The following is a 26,808-nucleotide window of genomic DNA, read 5'->3' as shown; positions in this document are numbered from 1 at the left end:
AGCGAGCCGCAGAACATCAGTATGTTCAGCGACCGGAGATCTGAATGGCATTTCGATTCGTACACACCGCCGACATTCATCTAGACTCCCCGCTGCGCTCGCTGGCGTTGCGCAACGCCGAGCTTGCCGAGCTCGTCGGAGATGCCAGCCGCCAGGCATTCACCGCGATCGTGGATTTGTGCCTTGCGGAGCGTGTCGATGCGCTTGTGATCGCCGGTGATCTTTACGATGGCGACCAGACTTCGATGAAGACGGCACGCTTTCTGGCATCCCAGATGGCGCGTCTCCATCAAGCTGGCGTCACGGTCTACATGATCCGCGGCAACCACGACGCCATGTCGCGGATTACGAAGCAGCTTGTGTTGCCCGACACGGTGATCATTTTTGGCGGCCGCTGCCAATCCGTGATCCAGTCTGGCCCTGGGGTGGACGTTGCGTTCCATGGTCTGAGTTTCGCCAGCCCCAAGGCGCCCGAAAGCCTGCTGCCCAAATATGCCGCGCCGCAAGAGGGAGCTGCGAACATCGGCATTATGCACACGAGCCTGGCCGGCTCCCCAGGCCATGACGTTTATGCACCTTGCAGCGTCGCCGACCTGCACGGCCACGGGTTTGAGTATTGGGCGCTTGGCCACATTCACGTTCGCCAGGTGTATTCCGGTGCGAGCGCGCTCGTCATGCCAGGGATTCCTCAGGGTAGGGACGTCAACGAGGCAGGCGAGAAATCGGTCACGCTGGTCACTATCCGCGATGATCGCTCGGTCGAGATCGAGGAGAGGCTCACCAGTGTCGCGCAGTTCGAGCGGGTGAGTGTCGATCTGACCGGGGTGTCGGAATGGGGCGAGGCCATCATTCGTGTCCGAGCAGGGCTGGAGCAATTCCGGGAGGGTGCCAGGTCGCGCTACCTTGTTGCCCGCCTTCGCCTGGTCGGCACGTCTGCCCTTTCATGGTCGCTGATGCGCGACCGGGACTTGGCCGTCGCAGAAGCCGAGCAGGCAGCGGAGCAGGTGGGCGACACCTGGGTGGAGAAGCTGGAGTTTGATCTTTCGGCTTCCGCTGTCGGGGGTTTGGGCAATGTTGCGGATCCCACTTTGGAGCTCGCTCAATCAATGCGCTCCAATGCGAGCTCGGAAGCATTTCGCTCCGAAGCGCGCGAATTCGTGTTGAAGACGATCGCGGACCTGCCGCCCGATGCGCGGCGCTTCGCCGGCAAGGACGAAGCAGGGCTCGAACAGTTTCTCGACGATGTGCTTGCCGGAAGCGTAGACCTGGTCACGGCCCGGCTCAAGGCAGGCGCGACGCGATGAGATTGCGTCGCCTTGACTTGACCCGCTATGGCAAGTTTACCGATAAAGCGATCGACTTCGGGGAGAAGCCGTCTTCGGCCCCGGATTTGCATATCGTCTTCGGCCTGAATGAGGCCGGCAAGTCGACAGCGCTTTCCGCCTATTTGGATCTGCTCTTTGGCATCGAGGAGCGCAGCCGCTATAATTTTCTGCACGAATACAGCTCCATGCGCATCGGCGGGTTGCTGGAATTCGAGGGACGGACGCTTGCCGTCTCACGCACCAAAAGCCGCGGTAACTCCCTGCACGACGCTGAAGGCAGGCCGCTCAGCGAAATTGCCATTTCGGCAAACCTCACGGGCTTGTCCCGCGATGCCTACAGCAGCATGTTCTCACTCGATGACGAGACGCTGGAAGCGGGCGGCAGAGCGATCCTTGAATCGCGTGGCGATCTCGGCAAGCTCCTTTTCACTGCCAGCGCCGGGCTTGGGCATGCCAGCGACGTCCTGGCTGCACTGGATACGGAGGCAGACGGTCTTTATCGCAAACAGGCCCAGAGCACCGAAATCGCCTTGCTGAAGAAGCGGTTCGCGGAGCTCAAGTTACGCAAGGAGGCGATCGACACGCTGGCCTCGACATTCGAGGCGCTCGAGGCGGAAAGGGTGGAAGCACAGGACAAGTATGACCGCAGCCTGGCTGAACGCGCGGTCTTGTCGGCGCGGCTCGCCACGATCGAACGATATGCGCGCGCCGCGCCGCTCCTTGCCGAAATAAAACGCAAGGCAAGCAGGCTGGCTGAGCTGCCTGACATGCCGTCTCCTTCCCGGACCTGGAGTGGCAGCGTCGCGGAATTGATCGATCAGGATACCCGTTTGAGAACCCGCCTCCAGGCCAACGCCGATGAGATCGAGCGCGCGAAGGCAAAGATCGAAGCAATCGCTGTCGATGAAGCTGTGCTGGCGATCTCGGAGCAGGTGCGAGGACTTGCCGATCGCAAGGCGCGCTATCTGTCCGCGGGCATGGATCTGCCGACCCGCAAGATGGAAGTCCAGATGCTCGACCAGGTCGTGGCGACTTGTCTCGCCGCGCTCGGAAGGTCGGCCGAACAGGATCCGTCCCGGCTCACTCTGCCTGCCTTTGTGGGAGGCACCCTTCGCAATATGGTCGAGCAACGCTCCGGGATCACGACGAACCTGCAGATGGCCCGCGATGAAGCCGCTGCCGCGCTCGACCGGCTCAACGCTGCGCGAGGCCGAGTTGGCGAGGAGAGGGCAGTGCCCGAGCCCGCAAGAGCCAGACTGATGGCAGCCGTGTCGGGGGTGAAGCAGAGTAGTCACACACGCGAAATTCGAGAGGCGCGCGCCGTGGAGGCCGAGCGGCAAATAAGGCTGGCGGATGCGATGCGGCGCCTCCAGCCGTGGTCAGGAGATGTCGACCTACTTTCGAAGATGTCGGTCCCGCCGCCGACGCAGTTGGCTGCCTGGAAAACACTCGCCGCGGACCTTCGAAGGGACAAGGCAGTCTTCACCGAGCGTCTGGCTGAGTATGAACAAAGTCGGATAACTACTTCGTCATGGTTGGCTGCTGTCCGCGCCTCGGCCAATCTCGCTGACGATGAAACAGCCGCAGCCATACGACGTGAGAGAGACGAGGCCTGGCGAAGTCACCGGGCGGACCTCAAGGTTGAAACCGCGGACCTGTTTGCCACAGCATTGGCCAAGGATGATCATGTCGGGGCTGGACGATTGGCCCATGCGAGCGAGCTCGCAGATCTGCGCGCAGTGAAACAAAAGGTTGCCGAGACCGAAGCGGCAATTGAGCGCGCAAGCTGCCAGCTCGCCGGGGCGTCGCAGCGTGCAGAGATAGCGTCCGCTGAAATCAAGGAGGCAGCTAGCGCCTTACTTCAGGATTGCCAGGCACAGTCGCTCGACCTTTTGATAGGACTTCTCGAAGAGCGACTTTCCGCACGCGCTGACGCGCTTGCCTCTTGGGACGACATTCTGCTCGCACGCGCACGGATTGAATGCGCAATAGCCGAGGGAGAGCGGATCCATCTCGCATTGGCCTCGGCTCTTCAAAGCGTTGGAATTCAGCCGGACGCTGGTGAGGCCTTGGAAGCAACGGTTGTAGCCGCCGACCGCTTTCTCGATAGGCAGGCGAAGGTCGATGCCGAACGAGCTGAAGCGCTGAGGAGCATCGCCGCGAAAGAAGAGGAGCTGGCCGCCAGGCGGCTCGCTGTTGAAATTGCCGAAAGGCGAGAGGGTGCATGGCAGGCCGAGGTCAAGGAAACGCTGAAGGGCACTTGGCTCGAAGAAGGCATTGCCGGGACAGGACTTGGCAGTGTGCTCGACCAGTTGTCGGAGCTGTCGAGGGCCCTGCAGGATCGTGAGGCCATGCGCATCCGCATCCGCAAGATGGAGGCGGACAGGACTGCATTTGCCGAAGAGGTGGCCAGACTCGGTGCGAAGGGCGGCGAGTGTGTGAGCGACGAGGCGCCAGAGCAGGTTAGCGTCAGGCTGACAGAGCGTCTCGAGCAAGCTGAGCGTGCTCGAGAGGCGAGGGCAAATCTCCTCCTTGACGTTCAGACATTGCGCGAGGTTCGGGAGGCGCTGAAAGGCGAGGTCGCGGCAAACGACACGACGAAACAGGAAGTGCTGGATGCCTTTGGGGTAAGAACTCTGCCGGAGGTCTCAGAGCGCGATGAACAGCTTCGCGAGCGAGACGGCCTGCAGACCACCGTGGCCGAACTGGAAGAACGGCTGACGAGCGAGCTCGCCCTTGAGGACTTCGCCCAGGCGCGCTCATTGCTGGAGTGCCTCGATCTCGGCGAGTTGGCAATTGAAAAGGCCGAAATCGAGCGGCGCCTCGCTGACCTCGATGAAGCATTGCAACAGCAACTCGTCCGGCGTACCCGAGCGACCGACAAGCTCGACGCGATTGGCGGCGACAGCCAAGTTGCCCGCATCGATGCCGAGCGCCGCACCGTGCTTCTCGAAATCGAGGACAAGGCTGCCCGTTATATCGAGTTGAAGCTCGGTGTCATGTCGGCGGCAAGCGCGCTCCGGGTCTACCGCGAACGCCACCGCTCTGGAATGATGAGCCAGGCCTCCGACGCCTTCGCGCTGATCACGCGCGGCCAGTACACAGGCTTGACGACCCAGCCGGTAAAGGGCGGTGAGGTCCTCATCGCCACGCAGCGGGATGGCCAATCGAAGGTCGCAGACGCTTTGTCGAAAGGCGCGCGTTTTCAACTCTACCTGGCTCTGCGCCTCGCCGGATATTACGAGTTTGCCAAGCTCAGGCCGTCCGTTCCGTTCATCGCCGATGACATCATGGAAACCTTTGACCATCTCCGGTCGGAGGAAGTTTTCCGACTGTTCAGTGAGATGGCTAATGTGGGCCAGGTGATCTACCTCACCCATCATAAACACCTGTGTGAGATTGCGAAGTCGGTTGTCCCTAACGTGGTCATCCACGAGCTCCGGTAATTCAAACGGCATTGTTGCTGGCGCACATTCTCGAAAAAGTAGAATCGCCAATGACCGCTTTGCGCCACATGTCGGCCTAGAGATCAGTTTGGTCTAGTGCTGAAAGCAGACGGCGACAGCACCGGTGGCCGTAATTGCACCGGAACGGACGGCAGCCGAAACGCGCGCTGGTGGGCTTCCTGGCTTACTGTTTGATACTGGGGGAAGGCGGCTTCATCATCACGCGCAACTGCATCTTGTCGATAGTTGCGACGATGGCAGCCGCCAGCGCTTCCGCCTCATGGATCAACTCCGGCCCGTGAAGGCCGTTCACCGCTTCTTCGCTCGGCAGCACACCGGGCGGGCAGTGTTCCTCGATCGTGCGCCGGATCAGCATCAGGGCTGCCCGGCATTCATCGGCGTCGACCTTCATAACCTTCAAACATGCAATTCGTCTAAAATGTTCCGGAACTATTTTAGCGCAGCTCGGGCATGGCCCCTGGCGGCGGGCTCCAGGACGCGCGGCAAGAGTTGGCGGCGTGGACAGCGGGCAAGCTCGTCGCCGACGTTAGGGCGCTTGGCATCAAGCGGGCGAGATCGATGAAGAGGTCGCGAGGTGGGACGCGCGTTCATGTGCGGCCTCTATCCAAAATGGTTGACATACAAGGAGATGGCCCGCTGACTTTGGTCGGCGGGTTTTTCGTTGGCCTGCCAGCAGATGTGGGAGCACCTTACGTCAAGAGCTTGAAATAGGGCTCCAGTGTTGGGGGCCCACAGACTGGTCGGCCGGCCGATTGTGCGCCTTGCTCTGACGAGGCCATTGCGGCGATAGCGACACCGCTCGACGAACGCACGATCGAAGCACTGCCTCTGATCCCGCTTGCTGCGTTTGCGCTCCTGATGGTGAACCCCGTATCGACCGGGGTAGCGCTGACGGAACCTTTGTGGAGTTGAGCCCTTCTCTACTGAACGGTGGAGATACCAATGGCGAATCTCGGAAAATTGGCGCTCGCGATGCTCGGCGTTCTAGCCTACCAGAATCGCGACAAAATCGGCGAAATGATCCGTGGTGCGGGCGATCGTAATCCAAACGACCCGCAAGGCGGGCTTCTGGATCAGTTTTCCAAAGGCGTCTCGGGGACGGCGCTTCGAGATATCCTTGATCGGTTTAGAGGTGTGGGGGCAGGATCAAAGGTCGACTCGTGGGTAGGCACTGGGCCCAACCAGCCAATCAAGCCAAATGACGTGGAAGCGGCAATCGATGAAGACACACTGACATCGCTCTCGATGCAAACTGGACTTTCGCGCGAGGAACTCATCAGCAGGATCACCCGGGATCTGCCCGAGGCGATCAACAAGATGACGCCAAATGGTGAACTCCCACCCCAGCCCAAGCAAAGCTCAGATGCGATAACCCTACTCGACGACGTGCCCCCGAGTAGAACCGGGCAAAACGATGTCTAGAGTAACGACCATGCCCCGGGGAGACCCGCTGCCTCGTACGGGCTCGGCAGTTGATCTAACTGGGCAGGGCTATCATGGCGCCAAGGCGACAAACGTAGTTGCCGAATTGGCTTTGCTGGCTGCCTTACTCGATTCCCACTGGCGCATTCCGGGGACATCCATTCGCTTCGGATTGGATGCCCTGGTGGGTCTGGTGCCTGTCCTGGGAGATGCGGCGACAGGCATCGTTTCGGTTTACATCGTGTTGCGAGCCCGAAGCTGCGGTGCTCGAAAGACGTTGGTCGCCAGAATGTTAGGGAACGTACTGCTTGATACCATTGTAGGAAGCGTCCCTATTCTGGGCTCTTTCTTCGACGTGTATTTTAAGGCCCACAATCGCAATATCAGACTGCTTCGTCGCCACCTCCAACGTTAAGCGCGAGTTGGTGCCCGGCGGCCCGACCTGATTGCGGCTCAGTGTTCACCCAGGGAACCTTATTGGTTTAACGCACGTTTTCCCGCCGAACCAATTTCGGTTCCAAGGAGAAGGGGAAAATATGGAAAATCCAGGTGTCGGTTGGATAGCGGCTGTCGTCATCGGCGGTATCGCCGGATGGCTCGCCGAGATGTTCATGAAAAGCAACATGGGCGTGCTCATGAACATCATTCTGGGAGTCGTCGGCGCCATCGTCGCCAACGTCCTTCTTGGGTTGCTGGGTGTATCCTTGGCCGGCTGGCTTGGCTATCTTGTCTCCGGTTTCATCGGCGCATGTATTCTGATCGCCGTGGCCCGAATGATCAAGCGCTGAACCAAGCAATCGATCTTGCGTGCAGTCTGACCTATGATTGACGCGTGGTCCGGATCACGCGTGTTTTTCCCACCATCTGGCGATGTTATTCTACTTTGCCAGTGCACCCGGGCGGCATGACGAGAAAGGCACGGAACCTTTCGCGTTGCCGGCTCTTTCACTCAAAGCCAATTCGGGCAAGGAGCATTTTGTAATGAAAACTCTAGCCGATATTTTCGAGCATACACTGCAGGACATGTATTATGCTGAGAACGCGATTACCAAGGCGTTGCCCAAGGTGGCTGCGGCCGTCAAGGATATGAAGCTAAAGCAGGCAGCCGAGGACCATCTGGAGGAGACGAAGGCGCAGATCAAGAAGCTCGAGCAGGTGTTCAAGTCGCTAGGCATGAAGGCTTCTGGCGAGAAGTGCGACGCGATTGAGGGCCTCATCAAGGAAGCCGACGGGCTGATCGAGGAGGCCTCAGGAACGGCCCTCGATTCTGGCCTGCTGGCCGCCTGCCAGGCGGTCGAGCACTATGAGATATCTCGGTACGGCTCGCTACGGGAATGGGCAAAGGATCTTGGGCATGATGAGGCGCACAAGTTGCTCAGCGAGATCCTCGACCAGGAAAAAGCCACCAACAACAAGCTGACGAACCTAGCTGTTACTTCTATCAACAGGACAAATTGATCTCCGGCCTTTCCTGCTGTCCTAGCGCCTCCAGGGAATCGCGCAGGCCAGCCCGGTCTGCGAGGCAGGCGTTAACGGCATTGCTTTGATTGAAGAATGGATGATGCCGAATAGCCAGCGCCGCGGAATGACATATCATCAGATCGGGGACCGAGTACCGACTACCTCCACAATCTGGCGATCAGCTTGCGATTCGGGATGATCTCAAAGCCGGCGTCGATTGATCGACGTTCTCGGCTGCTCGAAATGCCGCTTTGAGCCGCATCGGCCTGGGGATCGGCGGTGGGAATGTCCTCAAGGAGCGCGGCCTCGACGATCACCCCTTCGACTTTGTGGTGCGGCGAAGCTGGTCAGCATCGATTCCGGACGCGATAACGGCGGCTTTAGCTAAGCCCAACGCCAGCCCTGAACATTCGCCCGCTTAGGAGCCATGTTCCAGAATGACCGCGATGTGCCGATTCCGGTCAAGCGGGCGTGCAAAGCGGCCCCTCACTCGTAAAGCGCCTTGTTGAGACATGCGGGCTTTGAGGGTGCGCTCAGGAGCCTTAATCGAGCATTGCGAATTGGACCGCGTGGCGATAGCCCACACCGCGTCCGATTTTCACGGGATTGTTTTTGAAGACGCGCGAAAGTCCGAAGATTGGGCTTCCAGCGGTCTTAACCCAACCGCCTCGCCCGCGTCCCTAGGCCAAACTTAAAGCCAGTGGGACAAGACAAACCTGATCCGCGGCTTCTCTACAGGCCAGGCGACTGGCGAACTTCAGGAGATCCTGGATGGCCGCTGCTGCCATGAGGCCAACGCGCTTGTCCTGGATATCGGCGAACGTCAGTAAGGATAGATCTTCTCTTCGGCAATGCCTTGAATTTGCCCCAGAGCCGGGATCGCCTGGCTCGAATGCACCGAGTCGCCGAGGTCGATGTCGCATTGCATGCGCTCTCCTTCACGTGAAGGGAACCGCAATGCTTCCCGGCAGTTAATATGAGTGGATGAGCCGATTGGCAGCCTGTCGAGGCAAAGGCATCATGCGCGAAAATCAATCAGACGTCTTCGATCTGTTTTCGGAGATTTATTCCAACGCGGCCCAGGAAGAGATCAGCCTCCAGCAGTATCTGTTAGCCTGCCGCGAGGACAAGGCCATGTATGCGTCGGCCCCGGAGCGCATGGTCGAGGCGATCGGCGAGCCAAACCTGGTCGATACCAGCAAGGACGAGCGGCTCGGCCGCATTTTCTCCAACCGCACCGTCAAGGTGTATCCCTCCTTTTCCGACTTCTACGGAATGGAAGACACGATCGAGCGCATTGCCGGATATTTCCGCTACGCCGCGCAAGGCCTCGAGGAGCGCAAGCAGATCCTCTACCTTCTAGGCCCGGTCGGCGGCGGCAAATCCTCGCTCGCCGAACGGCTGAAGAAGCTAATGGAGCAGCGCCCGATCTACACGCTCAAGGTCGGCAACCAGATCAGCCCGGTCTTTGAATCGCCGCTCGGCCTTTTCCATCCCGACCGCATGGGCGATCTGCTGGAAGACAAATACGGCATAGCTCGCCGCCGCCTGAACGGACTGATCTCGCCCTGGGCGGCCAAGCGTCTGGACGAACTGTCCGGCGACATCTCCAAATTCAGCGTCGTCAAGCTGTTGCCGTCAAGGCTGCGCCAGATTTCCATAGCCAAGACGGAGCCCGGCGACGAGAACAATCAGGACGTCTCGGCGCTGGTCGGCAAGGTTGACATCAGGCAGTTGGAGAACTTCAGCCAGTCCGATCCGGATGCCTATTCCTACAGCGGCGGCCTGAACCGGACGACGCAGGGCCTGCTCGAATTCGTCGAGATGTTCAAGGCGCCCATCAAGGTGCTGCACCCGCTGCTGACGGCGACCCAGGAAGGCAGCTACAACGGCACCGAGAATTTCGGCGCGTTCCCCTACCAGGGCATCGTCGTTGCCCATTCCAACGAATCGGAATGGCAGCAATTCAAGAACAACAAGAACAATGAGGCCTTCCTCGACCGCATTCTCGTGGTCAAGGTTCCCTATTGCCTTCGCGTCACCGAAGAAAGGCAAATCTACGAGAAGCTGCTGCGCGAAAGCGAGCTGGCGAACAGCCCCTGCGCGCCCGAGGTGCTGGACATTCTCAGCCGCTTCACCGTCTCGACCCGCCTTGCCAAACACGAAAATTCGCCGCTCTACACCAAGATGCGCGCCTATGACGGCGAGAACCTCAAGGAGATCGACCCGAAGGCGAAGTCGGTCCAGGAATATCGCGATGCCGCGGGCGTCGATGAAGGCATGACCGGCGTCAGCACGCGCTTTGCCTTCAAGATCCTGTCGCAGACCTTCAACTACGACACCAAGGAGGTCGCAGCCGACCCCGTGCATCTGATGTACATCCTCGAGGAGGCGATCAAGCGCGAGCAATTCCCGAAGGAGACGGAAGCCGCCTATCTCGAGTTCATCAAGTCGGAACTCGCAACGCGCTATGCCGAGTTCATCGGTCACGAGATCCAAAAAGCCTATCTGGAATCCTATAGCGAATACGGTCAAAACCTTTTTGATCGCTACATCGCCTACGCCGATGCCTGGATCGAGGATCAGGACTACAAGGATCCCGATACGGGGCAGATCCTCAATCGCGAGGTCCTGAACAAGGAATTGTCGCAGGTCGAAAAACCCGCCGGCATCGCCAATCCCAAGGACTTCCGCAACGAAGTGGTCAAATTCACCTTGCGCGCCCGCGCGCGCAACAATGGCCGCAACCCGTCCTGGACGAGTTATGAAAAGCTTCGCGAGGTCATCGAGAAGCGCATGTTCGGCCAAGTCGAGGACCTTCTGCCGGTGATCAGCTTCGGCTCCAAGCAGGACAGCGTCACGGAGAAGCGGCACAACGAATTCGTGCAGCGGATGGTGGAGCGCGGCTATACGCAGCGGCAGGTCCGCCGGCTGGTCGACTGGTACATGCGCGTGAACAAGGCGGGTTGAGCGACGCCCGAACGGTGCCATGCCGATCTTCATCGACCGCCGCCTGAATCCGAAGGACAAGAGCCTTGGCAATCGCCAGCGCTTTCTAAGACGCGCGCGCGAAGAGCTCAAGCGCAGCATCCGCGACAAGGTCCGCGCCGGCGGCATCGCCGAACTCGACCGCGAGCATGTGGTGCCGATCCCTCGCAAAGGCACCGGCGAACCGAGCTTCGGCGACGACAAGGAAAGCGGCCGGCGTCAGCACATCCTGCCCGGCAACCGGACATTCAGCTCTGGTGATATTATCCCCAAGCCGGGCGGCGGCGGAGGCTACGGTTCGGCCGCGGGAACCACCGAATCCGAAGACGACTTTCGTTTCGTACTGTCGCGCGAGGAAGTGCTCGACCTTTTCTTCGAGGATCTCGAGCTACCCGATCTGGTCAAGCTCAACCTCAAGCAGGTACTGAGCTTCAAGCCGAGACGGGCAGGTTTCGCGGCAAGCGGGGCGCCGACCAACATAAATGTCGGACGCACGATGCGAAACAGCCACGGGCGGCGCATCGCGCTCAGGCGCCCCAAACAGGCGGAGCTCGACGCGATCGCCCGCCAGATTGCCGAGCTGGAAGCCAAGCCGGCAAGCGCCCTGGTGCGCGAACGCATCGCCGCCCTGCGCGAGGCGCTTGACCGGCTCGAGCGCCGGCGCAAGCGAATTGCCTATGTCGATCCGGTCGACATCCGTTTCAATCGCTTCGATCCCCAGCCTCTGCCCAATGCGAACGCGGTCATGTTCTGCCTGATGGACGTCTCGGGATCGATGGGAGAGCGCGAGAAGGATCTGGCCAAACGCTTCTTTGTGCTACTGCACCTCTTCCTGACACGGCGCTATGAACGCACCGACATTGTCTTTATTCGCCACACCCATTTGGCCAAGGAGGTGGACGAACATACCTTCTTCTACCACACTGAAAGCGGCGGCACCGTCGTCTCCACCGCGCTTGAGGAAATGCACCGCATCATCGAGCAGCGCTATCCGGTCGCCGAATGGAACATCTATGCCGCCCAGGCCTCCGATGGCGACAACTTCGCCGGCGACTCCGAGCGTTGCATAGAGCTGCTCGACCGCAAGCTCATGCGGCTTTGCCAATATTTCGCCTATGTAGAAATCATCGACGAACGGGAAAGCCACATTTTCGGCGCGACCGAGAACGGGACATCGCTTTGGCGCGCCTATAACGCCATCGACGGCAAATGGCCAAACTTCCAGATGAGGCGCATTGCCGCCCCGGCCGACATTTATCCGGTTTTCCGCCAGCTCTTCGCCAGGCAGCCTGGTCTACGCAAGAGCGCGTGAGGGACTTCGGCAATGGCGTGCACGTCCGAACTGCTGTTTTCCGGGTCGGACTGGAATTTTGCGAAACTGTCGCGAGTGTACGAGGAGATCGAGGCGCTCGGCCTCGAAGAGCTTGGTCTCGACATCTATCCTGTGCAGATGGAGGTCATTTCTTCTGAACAGATGCTCGACGCCTATTCATCTCTGGGCATGCCGTTGATGTATCGGCATTGGTCGTTCGGCAAACGTTTCCTCTACGACGAACTTCTCTACCGCAAGGGCGCTCGCGGCTTGGCCTACGAAATGGTCATCAATTCCAATCCATGCATCGTCTACCTGATGGAAGAGAACACCATGGCCCTGCAAGCCCTGGTGACCGCGCACGCAGCACTGGGCCACAACCATTTCTTCAAGAACAATCATCTCTTCCGCCAATGGACGGATGCCGGCGGCATCCTGAGCTATCTGGATTTTGCCAAGAGCTACATAGCGCGATGTGAGGAACGGCATGGCGTGACCCCTGTGGAGGCGATCCTGGATTCTGCCCACGCGCTGATGGAGCAAGGCGTCTTCCGTTACCGGCGGCCGCCGAAGCTGTCATCGGAACAGCAGCGCGAGGGGCTGCACGAACGCCTCGAATACGAGGAGCGTTCATTCAACGATCTCTGGAGAACGCTGCCGCCCTCGCCGGGAAAGAGCAAGCAGGACGCCACCGACCAAATCCTTGCAGAGCGGAAGAAGTCGCTCAAACTTCCGGAGGAAAACCTGCTCTATTTCCTCGAGAAGAACAGCCTCGTCCTTGAGCCTTGGCAGCGCGAAATCATCCGGATCGTGCGGATCATTGCGCAGTATTTTTATCCGCAGCGGCAAACCCAGGTGATGAACGAAGGCTGCGCCACTTTCGTGCACTACACGCTCATGAACACGCTTTTCGACCGTTGCCGCATCAGCGAGGGCGCCATGCTCGAGATGTTGCGCAACCACTCGAACGTCATCTTCCAACCGGCCTATGACGACCCCCGCTATTCCGGCATCAATCCCTATGCGCTTGGTCTGGACATGATGCAGGATATCCGGCGCATCTCCACCGCGCCGACTGCAGAGGACCGCGACTGGTTCCCAGACATAGCCGGCCGCGGCGACTGGCGCGATACCTTGCTCGATGCCTGGGCCAACCATCGCGACGAATCCTTCGTCCGCCAATATCTGAGCCCGGCTCTGATCCGGAAGTGGCGGCTATTCATGCTGGCCGACAACGCCGACGAGCCGCACTACGAAGTCGCGTCGATCCACAACGAGCGAGGCTATGCCAAGATAAGGTCAGCGCTTGCTCAAAGCTACGACGTGGGAGCGAGCCGGCCCGACATCCAGGTGATTGACGTCGATCTCCTGGGCGATCGGCGTCTGAGGCTTCAGCACACGGTGAAGAATGGTCTCATGCTCGAGGGCGGAAGCCGCGACGCGACCTTGCGCCATATCCGAAACCTTTGGGGCTACGATGTCAGCATGGTGGCGGTGGATGCTGAAACCGGTGCGATGCTCGGCGAACGCTCGACAAAGGAAGTTTGAGATCACAGCCCGCCACTTGTGAGCGGAGCGTTTTTGCGCTGCGACCACAGAAACAGGCCATAGCTGAGGCCAGAACGATTGCTCGCGCTAGAGCCGGTCAGCCTGTGCTTCCGGCTCCAGTGGCTCATGCCGGCCCTCATACTGCCGAGTTCCGCCGATTTAGCGTGTCGCGGTCGATAACCCAGACGCCACGCGCTCGCTTGCGCTTGAGAAAACAACGAAGGCGAATACCAGGACGGCGGCAGCCACGATCAGTGAACCTACGGCGACAACGGGCTCGATTGCCGTATAGCCTTGGTGAAGCATCAGATACAGAGCTGGCAGCATTACCACCAATCCGACGTTGTAGAGGCCGTAGTGGACCATGGCGGTTCTCCGCGCTGCCTTTGCCGGATTAAGAGCGTAGTAGCCGCCAAAGATTGCGCTTGTGACCCATCCGAGCAGATTGATGTGTGCATGTGCAGGAAATGCACCGTGGTCGCCCGAGATTGCCATCTGCAAGCCGGCGCCGATCCCCAGAATGAGCCATACGATAGCTGTCTTAAAGAAAAGATCTGAGACCTTAGGCATGACACTTCCTCCCCAGAATGCCGATTTCAACAAGCTGATATTAGGTGTTACTGAAAAAGCAATGCAATCGAAATCCAAGGACCCTTCCACAAAACCACGAAGGCAGGAAACTGGTGTGAGTTGTACCCCGAGATTGTCGAACTTACCTGACCGCGATCGAGTCTCAACGGCGACGCAGTCTTTCGGGTGACCTACAGGCCACCGAGCCTTGCCGGCACGCGACAGAGCAAACGCAACCCAAGCCTGGCAAGAAGCGTTACGACGCGCGGGGCGTATGGCCGGTTGCTAAAGGCCAAATATGAAAAGCCCGGCGCGGGGGAGGGCCGGGCTTTCGTTGTAGGAGAGCGTCGCACTACTCATAACTGGCCTGCGACGTCGTACAAAGTATATTAGAATTTATAAATAATCAGTTTCCGAGTTTCTGCGTCTACCGCACCCCGGCGGGTCGTTTAGGCATTCTTGCCAAATCGGCATTCCAGCGCGTCGGCATCCGCGCGCAAAGCAGCTCACGCATCATTATTCGGGCGGCGGACACTCGAGGTAGAGAGAAACTTGGCCGAGTTGGGGGCGGGCTTGGTCCGTCGAAAACGGACCGCGCCTGCGCAATTCTGGTCCCGTGCGACCGGCCACACGCCTGGCGGAGCCTACTCACTTGCTTCCCGGCCAGACATCTCTTCTACGAGAATCCGGAAGAAGACGTGTGGCAAGCTATGTGACGCGGGTGGGATCACAGGCTTGAGCGCACCGGGCTCCCACCAGTCCGCGTGCTTGCTCAACACTGACCATGCGTGATCGCGCTGAAGCTTGTGACCGATCTGGTCAGGCAGTTCTTCGAAGCGGCCGTCGACAATCACGCTTTTCCATCCGCGTCCCTGCGTGTGTTCGACAACGTGGGCGCACACCGAGGGGTTGGCACGCATCCAGTCGATCTTCTTTCCCGGTAAAGAGAACGCGTAGAGGCGACTGTCGGCGTAGGCGTAGTTGAAGCAGACGACGTAGGGTTGTCCGTCCTTAGCGCATGCCAAATGGCCGACACGATTGGCAGCCAGCAATTTCGTGCATTCCAAAGTAGAGAGCGTGCGGACCAGCATGATGCGACCCTCTATCCTGTTACATTTCACACCCTTGGCAGCTGAGCTCGCTATGACGTGGATCAAATTGTGCTAACTGAGCCGACATGCCTTTGCCGTGCTAACCAATCCTGTCGAGGGAGGCCGAGAGCAATGCTTGGTATGATCGCCACCTGCATGACATTGTAAGGCTGACGGGACTGGTTTCGGCCCATCGCTTCCCATTGAGCCCCGAGCAAAACCGCGGCGACACCTTATCAATACCTGGTGCTCTACGAGATCGAGACGAACAATCTGGCGGAGACTATCTGTGAGCTGAAAATAAGGACGGCCGCGATGAGATTCCGGCCACTATGGGCACGGGACAGTTGTGTGCTGGCGAGCTTCTTCGAACCTATCGGACCGTCGGTGAGCGCGGCGTTGAAGGGCACGAAAGGCTAGCCAGCAGTTGGCGCAAGCTTCGCCCCCGCAAGGTCGTGCCAGGAACAACGGCGCGCTACTGCTGGGAGCTTTAAGCGTTGCGCCGGCAGCACTCGGAACCTCTCAGCTGCCGCCGTCTACACCGCCGCTGCTTCCACCCGCTTGGCTAAAGACAACTGTACCGTCAGGTTTGCGAACTTCCACCGCCACGACGCCATCCTCCTGCTGTCGAGCGGCGAACGACGCCTGGACATGCTCCCTGGCCTCTTTCTCTGCATCGAAGGGCGTCATTTCAACTACGCCCTGCTTGCCGTACCAAATCACTGTGTAGACCATTGTTCAACGCTCCCAGTCCGCCGCACGCCAAACTATGCGCCCAGTCGCTGGGCCGGTCTATAGCGGGCCGCTGTTCGTTAGGATCCGTTCTGCTCTGACGGAGCCTGGGACGAAGCCCTCGCATCCGATCGCCCGGTCGTTCTCGAGGTCAAAACCGATCCAGAAGTGGAAGTGCCGCCACTCCCGCGCACTTCACTTTCAGCAGATCAGGAATCTGACCTAGTCCTCCCCAAGGACGGCGCCGAAGAGATGGGCGGTCATCCGTGGAACCGTCCGACAGGTGCCAAGTTCTATATTGCCGGGGCAAGACTGAATGGTCGGCGATTGGACGTCGGCACGTCCACGAACGAGGTCGTGACGCGCCAGTGAAGCGGGGCCGAGCGCGGCCTCGGCTACGCGAGCGAGGCGGAAATGACATCAAAGACACGGACGCCAACCATCCGACCATATGAGGGACCCGCTGGCGGCTGGGGGTCGGCAAAATCCGTGGCAGCGATTATCGCAAGAGAGCATGTCCCCTTGCGGGATCCAAAGCTACTTTCGATCCAGAACAAGCCTGAAGGGTATATGTGCGTCAGCTGCGCCTGGGCAAAGCCTGCTCAGCCACATCCGCTTGAGTTCTGCGAGAACGGCGCCAAGGCTACGGCGTGGGAGACGACGTCGCGTCGAGCCGGTCCGGCATTCTTTGCCAACCACACGCTGAGCGAACTGGAGACTTGGTCCGATCATGACCTTGAAGAACAAGGCCGCTTGACACATCCCATGCGCTGGGACGCGGGGAGCGACAAATACGTTCCGGTTGCTTGGTCTGATGCCTTTGATGAGATTGGGAGAGAGTTGCGCTCCCTCGATCCTAATCAGGTTGATCTCTACACATCCGGCCGTGCTTCGCTCGAGACCAGCTACATGTACCAGCTGTTCGCACGCATGTACGGCAGCAACAATCTGCCTGACAGCTCCAACATGTGTCACGAGAGTTCGTCCGTGGCGCTCCCGGAAAGCATCGGTTCATCCGTCGGAACGGCGATCCTGTCCGATTTCGAGAACACCGACTGTATTTTCTACATCGCGCAGAACGTTGGAACCTCGTCGCCTCGGATGCTTCATGATCTCCAGGACGCAGTGAATCGGGGCGTCAAGGTCGTCACCTTCAACCTGCTGCGCGAACGGGGGTTGGAGCGCTTTATCAATCCGCAGTCGCCACAGATGCTGACCGGGAAAGAGACAAAGATCTCGTCGGAATATTATCAGGTGAGGAACGGCGGCGATATCGCGGCACTGTTCGGGGTATGCAAGGCGCTGATTGAAGCTGACGACGCCCTCAAGGCATTAGGCGCAAGCCGCGTGGCGGGGCAGGATGGGAAGCCGAAGGACCAGGACAATGCGGCGATGGTCGCCTTTGCGGCCTCGATGGCCTCGGCAGACAACAAGCACGTGCTCGATCACGATTTTATCCAGGAACACACCACTGGCTTTGAGGAATTTGCTCAGGCCGCGCGAGCCCATCGGTGGGACGAACTCGAACGCGTCTCGGGGCTGAGCCGCGCGGAAATGATGCAGGCTGCTAGAACCTACGCGAACGCCAGCGCCGTGATGATGATTTACGGCATGGGCCTGACGCAGCACCTCATGGGTGTCGAGAACGTTCACATGGTCTGCAACCTGGCGCTGCTGCGCGGGAATATCGGCAAGCCCGGAGCAAATATCTGCGCCGTCCGGGGCCATTCCAACGTGCAAGGCCAGCGCACCGTCGGGATCACCGAGAAACCCGGTCTGGCGCCGCTGGACAAGCTTTCCCAGCTATACGGCTTTGAGCCGCCGACATGGACGGGCCGCTCGACGGTCGAAACCTGCGAAGCAATAATCAACGGCCAGTGCCGCGCGTTCATCAGCCTGGGCGGAAACTTCCTGAAAGCCATACCTGATACGGCCGCCATGGAAGAGGGATGGCGGAAGCTGCATCTGAGTGTTCAGATCGCGACAAAGCTCAATCGCAGCCATGTTCTGCATGGAGAGGTCGCCTATCTGCTGCCGTGCCTGGGGCGCATTGAAGTCGACCAGCAGGCAAGCGGTCCGCAGGCGGTATCGATTGAAAGTTCCATTGCTCATTTCCATGGCTCTCGCGGCAAGGCAAAACCGGCCAGCTCCGAGCTTCTTTCCGAACCTGCCATCGTTGCTGGTATCGCGAAGGCTACGCTCGGAGAAACGAAGGTTCCGTGGGACGCCTGGGTCGGGAACTATGGGCAGATACGAGACGCCATCGAGCGCACTTACCCAGAGACGTTCAAGGACTTCAACAAGCGGCTTTTTCAACCTGGCGGATTTGCCAGGCCGTTGCCCGCGCGAGAACGCAAGTGGGTGACGAAAACGGGAAAGGCCAACTTCATCACGCCGCACAGATTGTTTCCCGAGTTCTCGACATCGGGGAGAGCCGACGTCCTGCATCTTTCGACACTGCGATCCAACGACCAGTTCAACACCACGATCTACGGATACAGCGATCGATTTCGTGGCGTTGAAGGCACCCGTCGGGTCGTGTTCATGAACGGCGAGGATATTAGCCGGCTGGGCTTCGTCGATGGCGAATCGCAGGAAGCGCCTTGACGTAGCGCGCGATCGCCTGGCGGTCGCTATCAGGCAGCATCGCAGAGTTCGTTATCACATCGGCCATGGATGATCCCACGCGGCCATGATTGGGCGTCTCGCCCGTCTTGAGCATCGTTGCGATATCCGCCTCGTCCCAGCTGCGCAATCTCTGCTGAGTTATGTTGGGCACGAAACCCGTACCCTGCGGATCGATGCCACCTGCAAAAAGGGTGGTGGATTTGATCGCTCCGAACGCGTTGCGGCTCGAGTGGCACTCTGCGCAGTGCGATACCGTTTCAACGAGATAAGCCCCGCGATCACGCGTTGATATTTCGCCGCTGTCTGCGGCCGGTCGACCTTCGCGAAAGAACAGAAGTTTCCAGAACCCGATTGACCGGCGGACCATAAACAGAATTTTGGGATCGTGGGGCGGCGCCCGGCCCGAAACCGCCGGAAGCGTCCGCAGGTAAGCATACAAATCCTTTATGTCCGCAACGGTCATTCCCGTAAAGCTCGTGTAGGGAAAGGAGGGATAGTAGTGCTCGCCGCTTGGCGAGACGCCCCCGACAAGTGCATTCGCCAAGTCGGCCGCGGTCCACCTCCCTATACCGTCGACCGGATCGGGAGAAATGTTTGGTGGGCGGAAGGTGCCGAATGGCGAGCCAAGTGCCATCCCGCCGCCGACCTTCAGCCGGTCCGATTGCCCTGGCGTTGCATGACAGGACGCGCAATCGCCGGCCGCGAAGACGAGTTTGCCTCGCGAGGCATCGCCGCCGTCAAATTGCGGATCGCTTTGAGAAAATGGCGGGCGCGCCGCCGTCACGTACCACGCCATCACCGCCGCGGCACATAAAACCAATAGAGCAATAAGCGCAACAAGAACATCACGCCGTGGCGTGTCGCCATGAGAAGGATGTGTACCGCCGCGCATCACGGTTGATCGTTATGGGGCTCCTTACTCCGGGCGATCATACGAGCCAACTCGGAGAAGGAGGGGATTTCGGTTTCGCCTTGCGCGTGGTTGGAAATATGCAGGAACCATGGTTGGCGGGCGACATGTCTTCGAACAGGCGCTCTTCGCCGGCCAGGTTAGCCTCGGCAGTTCGCAGCGGCGGATCGATTTCGTCGATGTTGAGAAGGCCTTTGTGTGCAAGGGCATTGTTAATCGATGCGACCGCCAGAATTGGGCCCTGAAGCTGGAGATCCGCGACGTTCTTTGGCAGGTTACGTCCTGGTGTGGACGCCCGCTGACGCCCTGGGTGTCTAGCGAAGCTGCCGAGGAAGCTGTGATTACCCTCCCTCGGTACTGGTCGGTGTCCATGGCCTGCTCCTCCGCCCTATTTTTGATTCAACATCCACGGTCACGTCGAGTTCCACCGTGCTGTAGCGCGCAAATTCGTTTGGTACCTCCGCGCAACTTCATTTGGCACTAAATCGTGCGATGTTTGGGCCTTAGTATCGGGCGACGTTCAGAAAGCGGCGGCGACCGCGCCGCTGGAACTTGAGGCCCTGCACTTCTTCCGGCTTAGTCGACTTCGATAATTTTCCGCGCCGGTTTTTTGGCGGGCGGCCGGCGCCTTTTAACCGGGGCTGACCGCTCCGCGGGCTGTGCCGAAAGACGTAGCGCCCGCAATCGCGCCGTCTTTGCATTTCGCGCCTTCCTCTCCGCTTCGACTAACTGCTTCGCCTCTCGATCGGCGCGCTCGATGCGCTCTTTGTCGACTTGTCGTTGGGTCAAGATAGCCCTCCCTTGGCTAACTGACCTATGAAATTATCGCTCGCTTAAATTGTTCCCTCGTTGGTCCCCGGCAGCCAATTTCGTGACCGCACCGACGATATCGAGAATCCCCGCTGGCTTGGCTAGGAACGTACCCGATCGGAAAGCGTCGTCGACCTCTGTCCGTGCCAAAGCCGAATGCACAACGAAGGGAACGTCATCTGCATGAAGTTTCTTCGCTACATCGACGCATTGGCGGTCGCTAAGAAGTACGTCCAGAACTGCGACATCCGGCCGACGAGTAGCTAGCAAATCAGCGGCTTGGGCACATGATCTCGCTGTTGCGACGAGATATCCGACTTCCGCCAGCGAGACCTCCAGGTCCCAACTGATCAACTCTTCGTCTTCAAGTACAAGCACAAGGGGCGCCGGTATCATAGAGATAGAGGTAGCTTGTCGCGGGAAGGGGTCAAGACCCTCTGGTTTCTTTCACCGCCGCTTTATTGTCGTCTGTCTCATGGACATCTGCACCGGACGCATCGCGCCGCCTGTTTTCGCCTCGGAGCTAGCGCACACGCGGCTTGAAACCGGGCTTGAGCCATTCCACTTCCGGGCCCGTGACCGCTTCCGGGACCCTCTACCTATTTCGCATTTGTTTGGTAAGCGCGATGGGGGCAGGGCCGAGCATATTTGCCGTCGCGGGGGGACGGAAATCATGCACCCGGGGTGTCGATCAAAAAAATAGAATCTGCCCTCTTGAACCGGATTTCGGGTTTTCCCAAATCGTTCTGCGTCGGGGCTTCGGCCCGACAGATTGGGCGTCGCAGAGACGCTGCGACGCTGCTTGTAACCCATGTTGCTTTACGGAGGATATGGCTATGAGAAGCTTCGATTATACCCCTCTCTACCGCTCGACGGTCGGCTTCGACCGTCTCTTCGACATGCTCGACAATGGCGTGGGTTCGGAGTGGCCGCCCTACAACATCGAAAAGCTCGGCCCCGACGACTACCGCATTACGATGGCGATCGCCGGGTTCAGTACGGGCGAAGTCGAGCTCACCCAGCACGGCCCCGAGCTGATTGTCACCGGCCAGAAAAAGCCGGAGGAGGGCAACCGCCAGATTCTCCACCAGGGATTGGCCATCGGCAATTTCAGGCAGGCTTTTAAGCTGGCCGATCATGTCAAGGTAGCACGCGCCACGCTCGAAAATGGCCTGCTTTCGGTTGACCTGGTGCGCGAGATTCCTGAGGAGCTCAAGCCTCGCCGCATTGCCATCGGCTCGACCGGCAGCGCCGCGTCAGGGGACGAGACGGCGAAGAACAAGCACATCAGCCAGGATACGGATCGGCAGCGCAGTGCCGCCTGAATTCCACGCGAACCTCAAAGCTGCGATTTGCCTCCCGGCAGGGTCCGGGAGGCACGGATTGCGGAGAAACGGAGATGACAGGCTTTATTGGCTTTCCAGACACAAATCTCGGGACGCAGATCGATCTCCGCTATTCCAGCAGCCCGATGAAATCCTCAACGATCCGGCAATGAGCCGTGCGGAGAAGCGGGCGCTGCTGGCTTCCTGGGCATCCGACGCCCGCGCGGTTCCTGGCCGGCCTCGTTGCGTCAGCTGGAAGACGGCTCCCGCATCGAAGTGGATGAGATTCTCCAGGCGCTCAAGGCGCTGGATGCGGACATCTGCGCAAGCACCAGCCAGCAAACACCGGGACAGTCGCCGGCGCAGCGTCGCGCACGGCTGTCCTTCCCACATTGAGCGCGCATCGTGGGCCATCGTCGGCGCGATGACGATGACGACCCGCCGCCTTGTCCTGTCTTTGCAGCCCGTTCCGGCCAGAACTGGCGGTGGCGGTGCCTTTGCTTATCCCGAGTCCGCGCTGGCATGACGCCAGCGCGGGCGTGCCAGCCCCTCGGGGGGAACATGTCGCCACTCCGAACATTCCTGCCTGTAGGCCGATGTGGTCCGTGGTCCGAGGGCATCGAATGGCGAGCGACAAGCTAACAACATACAAGGCCAAGCGCGATTTCAAGAAGACGCAGGAGCCGAGCGGTCAAGGGTCGGTCAAGCCATCCAACCGCCGTCGTTTCGTCATTCAGAAACATGACGCGACGCGGCTGCATTACGATCTGCGACTCGAGCTCGGCGGCGTTTTCAAATCCTGGGCCGTGACGCGCGGTCCCTCTCTCGATCCTCATGACAAGAGGCTCGCGGTCGAGGTGGAAGATCATCCGCTCGACTACGGGGATTTCGAAGGGACGATTCCAAAAGGCCAGTATGGCGGCGGCACGGTCATGCTGTGGGACCGCGGCTATTGGGAGCCCGAGGGAAAGAACAGCCCCGAGCAGGCGCTGGCCAAGGGCGATTTCAAATTCACGCTCGAAGGGGAGCGGCTGCATGGCAGCTTCGTGCTGGTGAGGATGGCCAACGACCGCGAACGCGGCAAACGCACCAACTGGCTGCTGATCAAACATCGCGACGAATATGCCGTCGAGACAAACGGGGCTGCAATCCTCGACAAGAATGACACCTCTGTCGCATCCGGACGCAAGATGGAGGCAATTGCTGCCGGCAAGGGCCGCAGCCCGAAACCCTTCATGCTGCAAGGCGGCAAGGCCGAGGCAGATGCGGTGTGGGACAGTCGTACAGGCTTGGCGGCGCAGGAACGGAAAACAAACGTTCGCGCAAAAAGGAAGAAGCACGGGACTGTCACTGCCGCCGATCTTCCCGACTTCATTGCCCCACAGCTCTGCCAGACGCTGGCGCGGCCGCCCTCTGAGAACGGATGGCTGCACGAGATCAAGTTCGACGGCTATCGCATCCAGATGCGCGTCCTGGGCGGCGAAGCTATCTTGAAGACCCGCAAGGGTCTCGATTGGACGGCCAGATATCGCGCCATTGCCCGAGCCGCCGGCAATCTGCCCGATGCGATCATCGACGGCGAGATCTGCGCGCTTGACGAAAACGGCGCCCCGGATTTCGCCGCCCTCCAGGCAGCGCTGGCCGAGGGCAAGACCGATGCGCTTGTCTACTTCGCCTTCGACCTGCTGTTCGAAGGCGCTGAGGATTTGCGTGTCTTGCCATTGAGTAAGCGCAAGGCGCGATTGCGTCAGTTTCTGACCGACACGGGTGAGGACGATCGCATCCGCTTCGTTGAGCATTTCGAAACTGGCGGCGAGGCAGTGCTTCGCTCGGCCTGCCGGCTGTCCCTGGAAGGCATCGTTTCGAAGCGCGCCGATGCGCCCTACGTTTCCGGCCGTACCGAGACGTGGGCGAAGTCAAAATGCCGTGCAGGCCACGAGGTCGTCATCGGCGCCTATGCCACAACGAATGGCAAATTCCGGTCGCTTCTGGTCGGCGTCTATCGCGGCGATCACTTCGTCTATGTCGGGCGCGTGGGCACAGGCTATGGCGCAGCCAAGGTCAGGGACCTGCTGCCGACGTTGAAAGCTGCCGCGACCCGGAAATCACCTTTCACCGGCATCGGCGCGCCAAAGAACGAACCCGGCGTTGTCTGGCTGAAGCCGGAACTGGTGGCCGAGATCGAATTCGCCGGCTGGACGTCCGACGGGCTCGTGCGCCAAGCCGCCTTCAAAGGCTTGCGTGAGGACAAACCGGCCGAGGAGGTCGAAGCCGATAAGCCTGCCTCGCCGGAAAAGACCAAGGTGCCCCAGCCGCGGGAGCCGACCGCAGCAGCCAAGCCTTCCCGCAGCCGCGGCAAGGTCGATGTCATGGGTGTGCTGATCTCGAATCCGAACAAGCCGCTGTGGCCGGATGCCAATGATGGCATCCCCGTAACCAAGGAAGATCTCGCCCGCTATTACGAAGCTGTCGGTCCCTGGCTGATCGAGCACATCCGCGGCCGGCCCTGCTCAATCATCCGCGCGCCGGATGGATTCGGCGGCGAGCAGTTCTTCCAGCGTCATGCGATGCCGGGAACGTCAAATCTTCTTGAACTGGTGGAGGTGTTCGGCGACAAGAAGCCCTACCTACAGATCGACCGTGTGGAGGGTCTCGCCGCCGTCGCCCAGATCGGTGCGCTGGAATTGCATCCCTGGAATTGCGAGCCACAGCAGCCCGAGGTGCCGGGCCGGCTCGTCTTCGATCTTGATCCAGGTCCCGAGGTCCCGTTCAAAACGGTTGTCGAGGCGGCTAAGGAAATGCGCGCGCGCCTCGACGATCTTGGGCTCGTCAGCTTCTGCAAGACGACTGGCGGCAAAGGGCTGCACGTCGTCACGCCCTTAGCGGTCACCAAGCGCAGCAAGCTCACCTGGCCGGAGGCAAAAGGGTTTGCTCATGATGTCTGCCTGCAGATGGCGCGGGACAATCCCGCCCTCTACCTGACCAAGATGGCGAAGAACCAGCGCATCGGCCGCATCTTCCTCGACTATCTGCGCAACGATCGCATGGCGACCGCCGTGGCTCCGCTGTCGCCGCGGGCCAGGCCCGGCGCGACAGTGTCCATGCCGCTCACCTGGGCACAGGTCAAAACCGATCTCGATCCGAAGCGCTTCACCCTGCGCACCGTGCCCGGGCTGCTGGCAAAGAGCACGGCCTGGAGGGACTATGGCGATGGCCATCACCTCCTGGAAGCATCCATCAAGCGACTGGCAAGATCGATGCGGCGGGCGGCATGACGCGCGACGGGGCGTTTCCAACCATACGAAGTCACCGAGAATGTGAGATTGCAGGACATCACCGCCTAGCTCCCGGACATGGTCTGGCCAGCCAGTCCCTTGAAATGGCTCTATCCCGACGTCTAGCGCCTGCCGGGACTGTTCTGCGCTTCGACGGACTTGCGCAGGGCGTCCATGATATTGATGACGTTGTTTGGCGTCGCCGTCGGCCCGGAGGCCTTCGCCTTGGCCGGTCTCTTTGTCTTCTTCCGCTTAGCCTCGATGATGTCCAGCAGCTTGTCCTGCACAGGGTCGGAGACGAGCTTGCTGTCCCAATGGCGGGTCTGCTTCTTGATGAATTGCTGGATGAGGGGCATCATCTCGGGATCGGATTTGTCCGCGTCGATCCCATCGAAATAGGCGTCCTCGTCCCTGACCTCGTCGCCATAGCGCAGGGTCCATAATACGATGCCCTTGCCGCGCGGTTCCAGCATCACCGCGCGCTCGCGCCGCGAGATCACCAGCCTGGAGATACCGACCATGTCTTCTGCTGCCATGGCGTCGCGGATGACCGAGAAGGCCTCCTGGCCGACCGGATCGTTCGGCGACAGGTAATAGGGCGTGTCGAACCAGATCCATTCGATGGAATCGCGCGGCGAGAACACATCGATATCGATGGTCCTGGTGCTGTCCAGGGCGACGTCCTCCAGTTCCTCGTCTTCGAGAATGATGTAATCGCTCTCTCCACGCTGATACCCCTTGACCTCGTCTTCCTCCTTGACTTCCTTGCCCGTGACGGCATCGACGTAGTGGCTGACCACGCGGTTGTTCGTCTCGCGGTTGAGCGTATGAAAGCGGACCTTTTCGCTCTCCGACGTTGCCGGCATCATCTGCACCGGGCAAGTGACCAACGAGAGCTTCAGATATCCTTTCCAATAGGGACGAACGGCCATGATGGTCTCCATCAGGCCGCGCGTTTGGAGTTGGCGACGCGCTTGGGCTGCTTTCGGTTGCCGTCGGTCTTCGCGGCAGCAGCGCGTTTCGGCTTCTGGTCGGGTACCAGTCCGGCGCTCCTGCGCAAGGTCTCGAGAAGATCGTTAGGCTTCGACGGTGGCGGCGCCTTCTTCTTCGGCAGTGGCCTACCTTCTATCTTTGCCTTGACGAGCTCGGCCACCGCTGCGTCGTAGCGGTCGTCGAAGGTCTTGGCGTCAAACGAGCCTTTCTTCGTATCGATGATGTGTTTGGCGAGATCGAGCATCTCACCCTCGATCTTGATCTCGGGAATGTCCGCGAACGCTTCCTTCGCCGAGCGCACCTCATAGTCGAAGTTCAGCGTGGTGCCGATCAGGCCGTTGCCATGCGGGCGGATCAGCACCGTGCGCAGCCGCCGAAACAGGACCGTACGCGCCAAGGCGGCGACTTTCGCCTGTCGCATGCCGTCTCGCAGCAGCTTGAACGCGTCGGCGCCCATCCGGTCCGGCGCGAGATAATACGGCTTGTCGAAATAGACGTCGTCAATCTCGTCGCAGGGCACGAACGCCTCGATCTTAAGCGTCTTGTCGCTCTCCGGGACGGCGGCAGCGACTTCCTCGGGTTCGAGCACGACGTAGTCGCCGTTCTCCATCTCGTACCCCTTTACTTGATCGTCGCGCTCGACCGGATCGCCAGTCTCGCTATCGATAAACTCGCGGCGGACGCGGTTACCAGTGGCGCGGTTGAGCGTGTTGAAGGCGATGCGCTCGGACGACGACGCGGCGGCATAGAGCGCCACCGCGCAGGCAACCTCGCCGAATTTGATGTAACCCTTCCAATTCGCTCGCGCTGCAACCATGACACTCACACTCCGGCACAACCTTTGCGAGTCAATAAGCCGCCGGCCGCCGATATGGTTCCAGAGTCAAAAAGAATCTGAATTCAACGAGTTGGCGGCGTCGGTCGATAGGATCGAGAGGCGTCATCCGGCAG

At 59.8% G+C, this 26,808-nt stretch carries 22 protein-coding genes; 13 read left to right on the top strand and 9 right to left on the bottom strand.

Translation table 11 applies throughout. From position 1 onward, the window contains the following. The first annotated feature begins 44 nt into the window (after window positions 1-44). The gene (locus JG747_RS36040) at window positions 45-1,304 is read left to right on the top strand and encodes a metallophosphoesterase family protein (RefSeq protein WP_199202024.1); all 1,260 of its coding nucleotides are present in this window, start codon (window positions 45-47) and stop codon (window positions 1,302-1,304) included. Continuing rightward, a complete protein-coding gene (locus JG747_RS36035) occupies window positions 1,301-4,771 on the top strand; it encodes an ATP-binding protein (RefSeq protein WP_199202023.1) in 3,471 nt (1,156 codons plus the stop codon). The genes JG747_RS36040 and JG747_RS36035 overlap by 4 nt, the downstream gene beginning before the upstream one ends. 184 nt (window positions 4,772-4,955) lie before the next feature. Here the strand turns inward: JG747_RS36035 and JG747_RS36030 are convergent, their stop codons facing one another. After that, window positions 4,956-5,183: a hypothetical protein gene (locus JG747_RS36030; protein ID WP_199202022.1), complete on the bottom strand. Its 228-nt coding sequence runs from the start codon at window positions 5,181-5,183 to the stop codon at window positions 4,956-4,958. Window positions 5,184-5,734: 551 nt separating this feature from the next. On the opposite strand from JG747_RS36030, the gene JG747_RS36025 reads away from it, so the two are divergent. The 4 genes from JG747_RS36025 to JG747_RS36010 all read left to right on the top strand — a co-directional run bounded on the left by JG747_RS36025 (window position 5,735) and on the right by JG747_RS36010 (window position 7,672). Continuing rightward, window positions 5,735-6,214, top strand: coding sequence for a YidB family protein (locus JG747_RS36025; protein ID WP_199202021.1), 480 nt, complete (start codon window positions 5,735-5,737; stop codon window positions 6,212-6,214). Next, window positions 6,207-6,629, top strand: a complete 423-nt coding sequence (locus JG747_RS36020; protein ID WP_199202020.1) for a DUF4112 domain-containing protein — start codon at window positions 6,207-6,209, stop codon at window positions 6,627-6,629. The genes JG747_RS36025 and JG747_RS36020 overlap by 8 nt, the downstream gene beginning before the upstream one ends. A 121-nt stretch (window positions 6,630-6,750) precedes the next feature. Continuing rightward, the gene (locus JG747_RS36015; protein ID WP_199202045.1) at window positions 6,751-7,002 is read left to right on the top strand and encodes a GlsB/YeaQ/YmgE family stress response membrane protein; all 252 of its coding nucleotides are present in this window, start codon (window positions 6,751-6,753) and stop codon (window positions 7,000-7,002) included. 193 nt (window positions 7,003-7,195) lie between these two features. Beyond that, a complete protein-coding gene (locus tag JG747_RS36010) occupies window positions 7,196-7,672 on the top strand; it encodes a YciE/YciF ferroxidase family protein (RefSeq protein WP_064982071.1) in 477 nt (158 codons plus the stop codon). A gap of 161 nt (window positions 7,673-7,833) precedes the next feature. Here the strand turns inward: JG747_RS36010 and JG747_RS36005 are convergent, their stop codons facing one another. Further along, a complete protein-coding gene (locus JG747_RS36005; RefSeq protein ID WP_202362424.1) occupies window positions 7,834-7,992 on the bottom strand; it encodes a hypothetical protein in 159 nt (52 codons plus the stop codon). Between the two features lie 703 nt (window positions 7,993-8,695). Here JG747_RS36005 and JG747_RS36000 point away from each other — a divergent pair. Genes JG747_RS36000 through JG747_RS35990 form a run of 3 tightly spaced genes read left to right on the top strand, consistent with a single transcriptional unit; the run spans window position 8,696 to window position 13,523 of the window. Further along, on the top strand, window positions 8,696-10,645 hold the full coding sequence (locus JG747_RS36000) for a PrkA family serine protein kinase (protein ID WP_019863758.1): 1,950 nt from the start codon (window positions 8,696-8,698) through the stop codon (window positions 10,643-10,645). Between the two features lie 19 nt (window positions 10,646-10,664). Next, entirely contained in the window at window positions 10,665-11,975 is a 1,311-nt protein-coding gene (locus JG747_RS35995) for a YeaH/YhbH family protein (RefSeq protein WP_199202019.1), read from the top strand. A gap of 12 nt (window positions 11,976-11,987) precedes the next feature. Next, a complete protein-coding gene (locus tag JG747_RS35990; protein WP_199202018.1) occupies window positions 11,988-13,523 on the top strand; it encodes a SpoVR family protein in 1,536 nt (511 codons plus the stop codon). 159 nt (window positions 13,524-13,682) lie between these two features. Here the strand turns inward: JG747_RS35990 and JG747_RS35985 are convergent, their stop codons facing one another. The 3 genes from JG747_RS35985 to JG747_RS35975 form a co-directional block, all read right to left on the bottom strand. Next, the gene (locus JG747_RS35985) at window positions 13,683-14,093 is read right to left on the bottom strand and encodes a hypothetical protein (RefSeq protein WP_019863754.1); all 411 of its coding nucleotides are present in this window, start codon (window positions 14,091-14,093) and stop codon (window positions 13,683-13,685) included. Between the two features lie 644 nt (window positions 14,094-14,737). Then, window positions 14,738-15,184: a pyridoxamine 5'-phosphate oxidase family protein gene (locus tag JG747_RS35980; RefSeq protein WP_199202044.1), complete on the bottom strand. Its 447-nt coding sequence runs from the start codon at window positions 15,182-15,184 to the stop codon at window positions 14,738-14,740. Between the two features lie 522 nt (window positions 15,185-15,706). Continuing rightward, window positions 15,707-15,919 (bottom strand): hypothetical protein, encoded by a 213-nt coding sequence (locus tag JG747_RS35975; protein ID WP_199202016.1) that lies wholly within the window; start codon window positions 15,917-15,919, stop codon window positions 15,707-15,709. 411 nt (window positions 15,920-16,330) lie between these two features. Between JG747_RS35975 and JG747_RS35970 the strand changes: the two genes are divergently transcribed. Continuing rightward, complete coding sequence (locus tag JG747_RS35970) at window positions 16,331-18,523, top strand: FdhF/YdeP family oxidoreductase (protein ID WP_244748523.1); 2,193 nt, start codon at window positions 16,331-16,333, stop codon at window positions 18,521-18,523. Here the strand turns inward: JG747_RS35970 and JG747_RS35965 are convergent. Continuing rightward, entirely contained in the window at window positions 18,477-19,436 is a 960-nt protein-coding gene (locus tag JG747_RS35965; protein WP_244748522.1) for a c-type cytochrome, read from the bottom strand. The genes JG747_RS35970 and JG747_RS35965 overlap by 47 nt on opposite strands. An 840-nt stretch (window positions 19,437-20,276) precedes the next feature. After that, the gene (locus JG747_RS38005; protein WP_199202015.1) at window positions 20,277-20,660 is read right to left on the bottom strand and encodes a response regulator; all 384 of its coding nucleotides are present in this window, start codon (window positions 20,658-20,660) and stop codon (window positions 20,277-20,279) included. A gap of 440 nt (window positions 20,661-21,100) precedes the next feature. Here JG747_RS38005 and JG747_RS35955 point away from each other — a divergent pair, with 440 nt between their 5' ends. The 3 genes from JG747_RS35955 (at window position 21,101) to ligD (ending at window position 24,864) form a co-directional block, all read left to right on the top strand. Further along, the gene (locus tag JG747_RS35955; protein ID WP_199202014.1) at window positions 21,101-21,589 is read left to right on the top strand and encodes an Hsp20 family protein; all 489 of its coding nucleotides are present in this window, start codon (window positions 21,101-21,103) and stop codon (window positions 21,587-21,589) included. A 243-nt stretch (window positions 21,590-21,832) separates the two neighbouring features. Further along, window positions 21,833-21,985, top strand: a complete 153-nt coding sequence (locus JG747_RS35950) for a hypothetical protein (protein ID WP_199202013.1) — start codon at window positions 21,833-21,835, stop codon at window positions 21,983-21,985. Between the two features lie 227 nt (window positions 21,986-22,212). Further along, on the top strand, window positions 22,213-24,864 hold the full coding sequence (gene ligD, locus JG747_RS35945) for a DNA ligase D (protein ID WP_199202012.1): 2,652 nt from the start codon (window positions 22,213-22,215) through the stop codon (window positions 24,862-24,864). Between the two features lie 122 nt (window positions 24,865-24,986). On the opposite strand, the gene ku (JG747_RS35940) is transcribed toward ligD, so the two are convergent. Both ku (JG747_RS35940) and ku (JG747_RS35935) read right to left on the bottom strand, forming a co-directional pair. Then, complete coding sequence (ku, locus tag JG747_RS35940) at window positions 24,987-25,796, bottom strand: non-homologous end joining protein Ku (protein ID WP_199202042.1); 810 nt, start codon at window positions 25,794-25,796, stop codon at window positions 24,987-24,989. A gap of 11 nt (window positions 25,797-25,807) precedes the next feature. Beyond that, window positions 25,808-26,674, bottom strand: a complete 867-nt coding sequence (ku, locus tag JG747_RS35935; RefSeq protein WP_199202011.1) for a non-homologous end joining protein Ku — start codon at window positions 26,672-26,674, stop codon at window positions 25,808-25,810. Between the last annotated feature and the right edge of the window lie 134 nt (window positions 26,675-26,808).

This window comes from Mesorhizobium sp. 131-3-5, from assembly GCF_016756575.1.
Taxonomy (GTDB): domain Bacteria; phylum Pseudomonadota; class Alphaproteobacteria; order Rhizobiales; family Rhizobiaceae; genus Mesorhizobium; species Mesorhizobium jarvisii.
The sequence above is the reverse complement of the archived record's forward strand: the minus strand, read 5'-3'. Positions and strand labels throughout refer to the sequence as shown.

Coding starts and splice junctions, on each gene's coding strand:
- JG747_RS36040 (WP_199202024.1), top strand. CDS start 45: ATGGCATTTCGATTCGTACACACCGCCGACATTCATCTAGACTCCCCG.
- JG747_RS36035 (WP_199202023.1), top strand. CDS start 1,301: ATGAGATTGCGTCGCCTTGACTTGACCCGCTATGGCAAGTTTACCGAT.
- JG747_RS36030 (WP_199202022.1), bottom strand. CDS start 5,183: ATGAAGGTCGACGCCGATGAATGCCGGGCAGCCCTGATGCTGATCCGG.
- JG747_RS36025 (WP_199202021.1), top strand. CDS start 5,735: ATGGCGAATCTCGGAAAATTGGCGCTCGCGATGCTCGGCGTTCTAGCC.
- JG747_RS36020 (WP_199202020.1), top strand. CDS start 6,207: ATGTCTAGAGTAACGACCATGCCCCGGGGAGACCCGCTGCCTCGTACG.
- JG747_RS36015 (WP_199202045.1), top strand. CDS start 6,751: ATGGAAAATCCAGGTGTCGGTTGGATAGCGGCTGTCGTCATCGGCGGT.
- JG747_RS36010 (WP_064982071.1), top strand. CDS start 7,196: ATGAAAACTCTAGCCGATATTTTCGAGCATACACTGCAGGACATGTAT.
- JG747_RS36000 (WP_019863758.1), top strand. CDS start 8,696: ATGCGCGAAAATCAATCAGACGTCTTCGATCTGTTTTCGGAGATTTAT.
- JG747_RS35995 (WP_199202019.1), top strand. CDS start 10,665: ATGCCGATCTTCATCGACCGCCGCCTGAATCCGAAGGACAAGAGCCTT.
- JG747_RS35990 (WP_199202018.1), top strand. CDS start 11,988: ATGGCGTGCACGTCCGAACTGCTGTTTTCCGGGTCGGACTGGAATTTT.
- JG747_RS35985 (WP_019863754.1), bottom strand. CDS start 14,093: ATGCCTAAGGTCTCAGATCTTTTCTTTAAGACAGCTATCGTATGGCTC.
- JG747_RS35980 (WP_199202044.1), bottom strand. CDS start 15,184: ATGCTGGTCCGCACGCTCTCTACTTTGGAATGCACGAAATTGCTGGCT.
- JG747_RS35975 (WP_199202016.1), bottom strand. CDS start 15,919: ATGGTCTACACAGTGATTTGGTACGGCAAGCAGGGCGTAGTTGAAATG.
- JG747_RS35970 (WP_244748523.1), top strand. CDS start 16,331: ATGACATCAAAGACACGGACGCCAACCATCCGACCATATGAGGGACCC.
- JG747_RS35965 (WP_244748522.1), bottom strand. CDS start 19,436: ATGCGCGGCGGTACACATCCTTCTCATGGCGACACGCCACGGCGTGAT.
- JG747_RS38005 (WP_199202015.1), bottom strand. CDS start 20,660: ATGATACCGGCGCCCCTTGTGCTTGTACTTGAAGACGAAGAGTTGATC.
- JG747_RS35955 (WP_199202014.1), top strand. CDS start 21,101: ATGAGAAGCTTCGATTATACCCCTCTCTACCGCTCGACGGTCGGCTTC.
- ligD (WP_199202012.1), top strand. CDS start 22,213: ATGGCGAGCGACAAGCTAACAACATACAAGGCCAAGCGCGATTTCAAG.
- ku (WP_199202042.1), bottom strand. CDS start 25,796: ATGGCCGTTCGTCCCTATTGGAAAGGATATCTGAAGCTCTCGTTGGTC.
- ku (WP_199202011.1), bottom strand. CDS start 26,674: ATGGTTGCAGCGCGAGCGAATTGGAAGGGTTACATCAAATTCGGCGAG.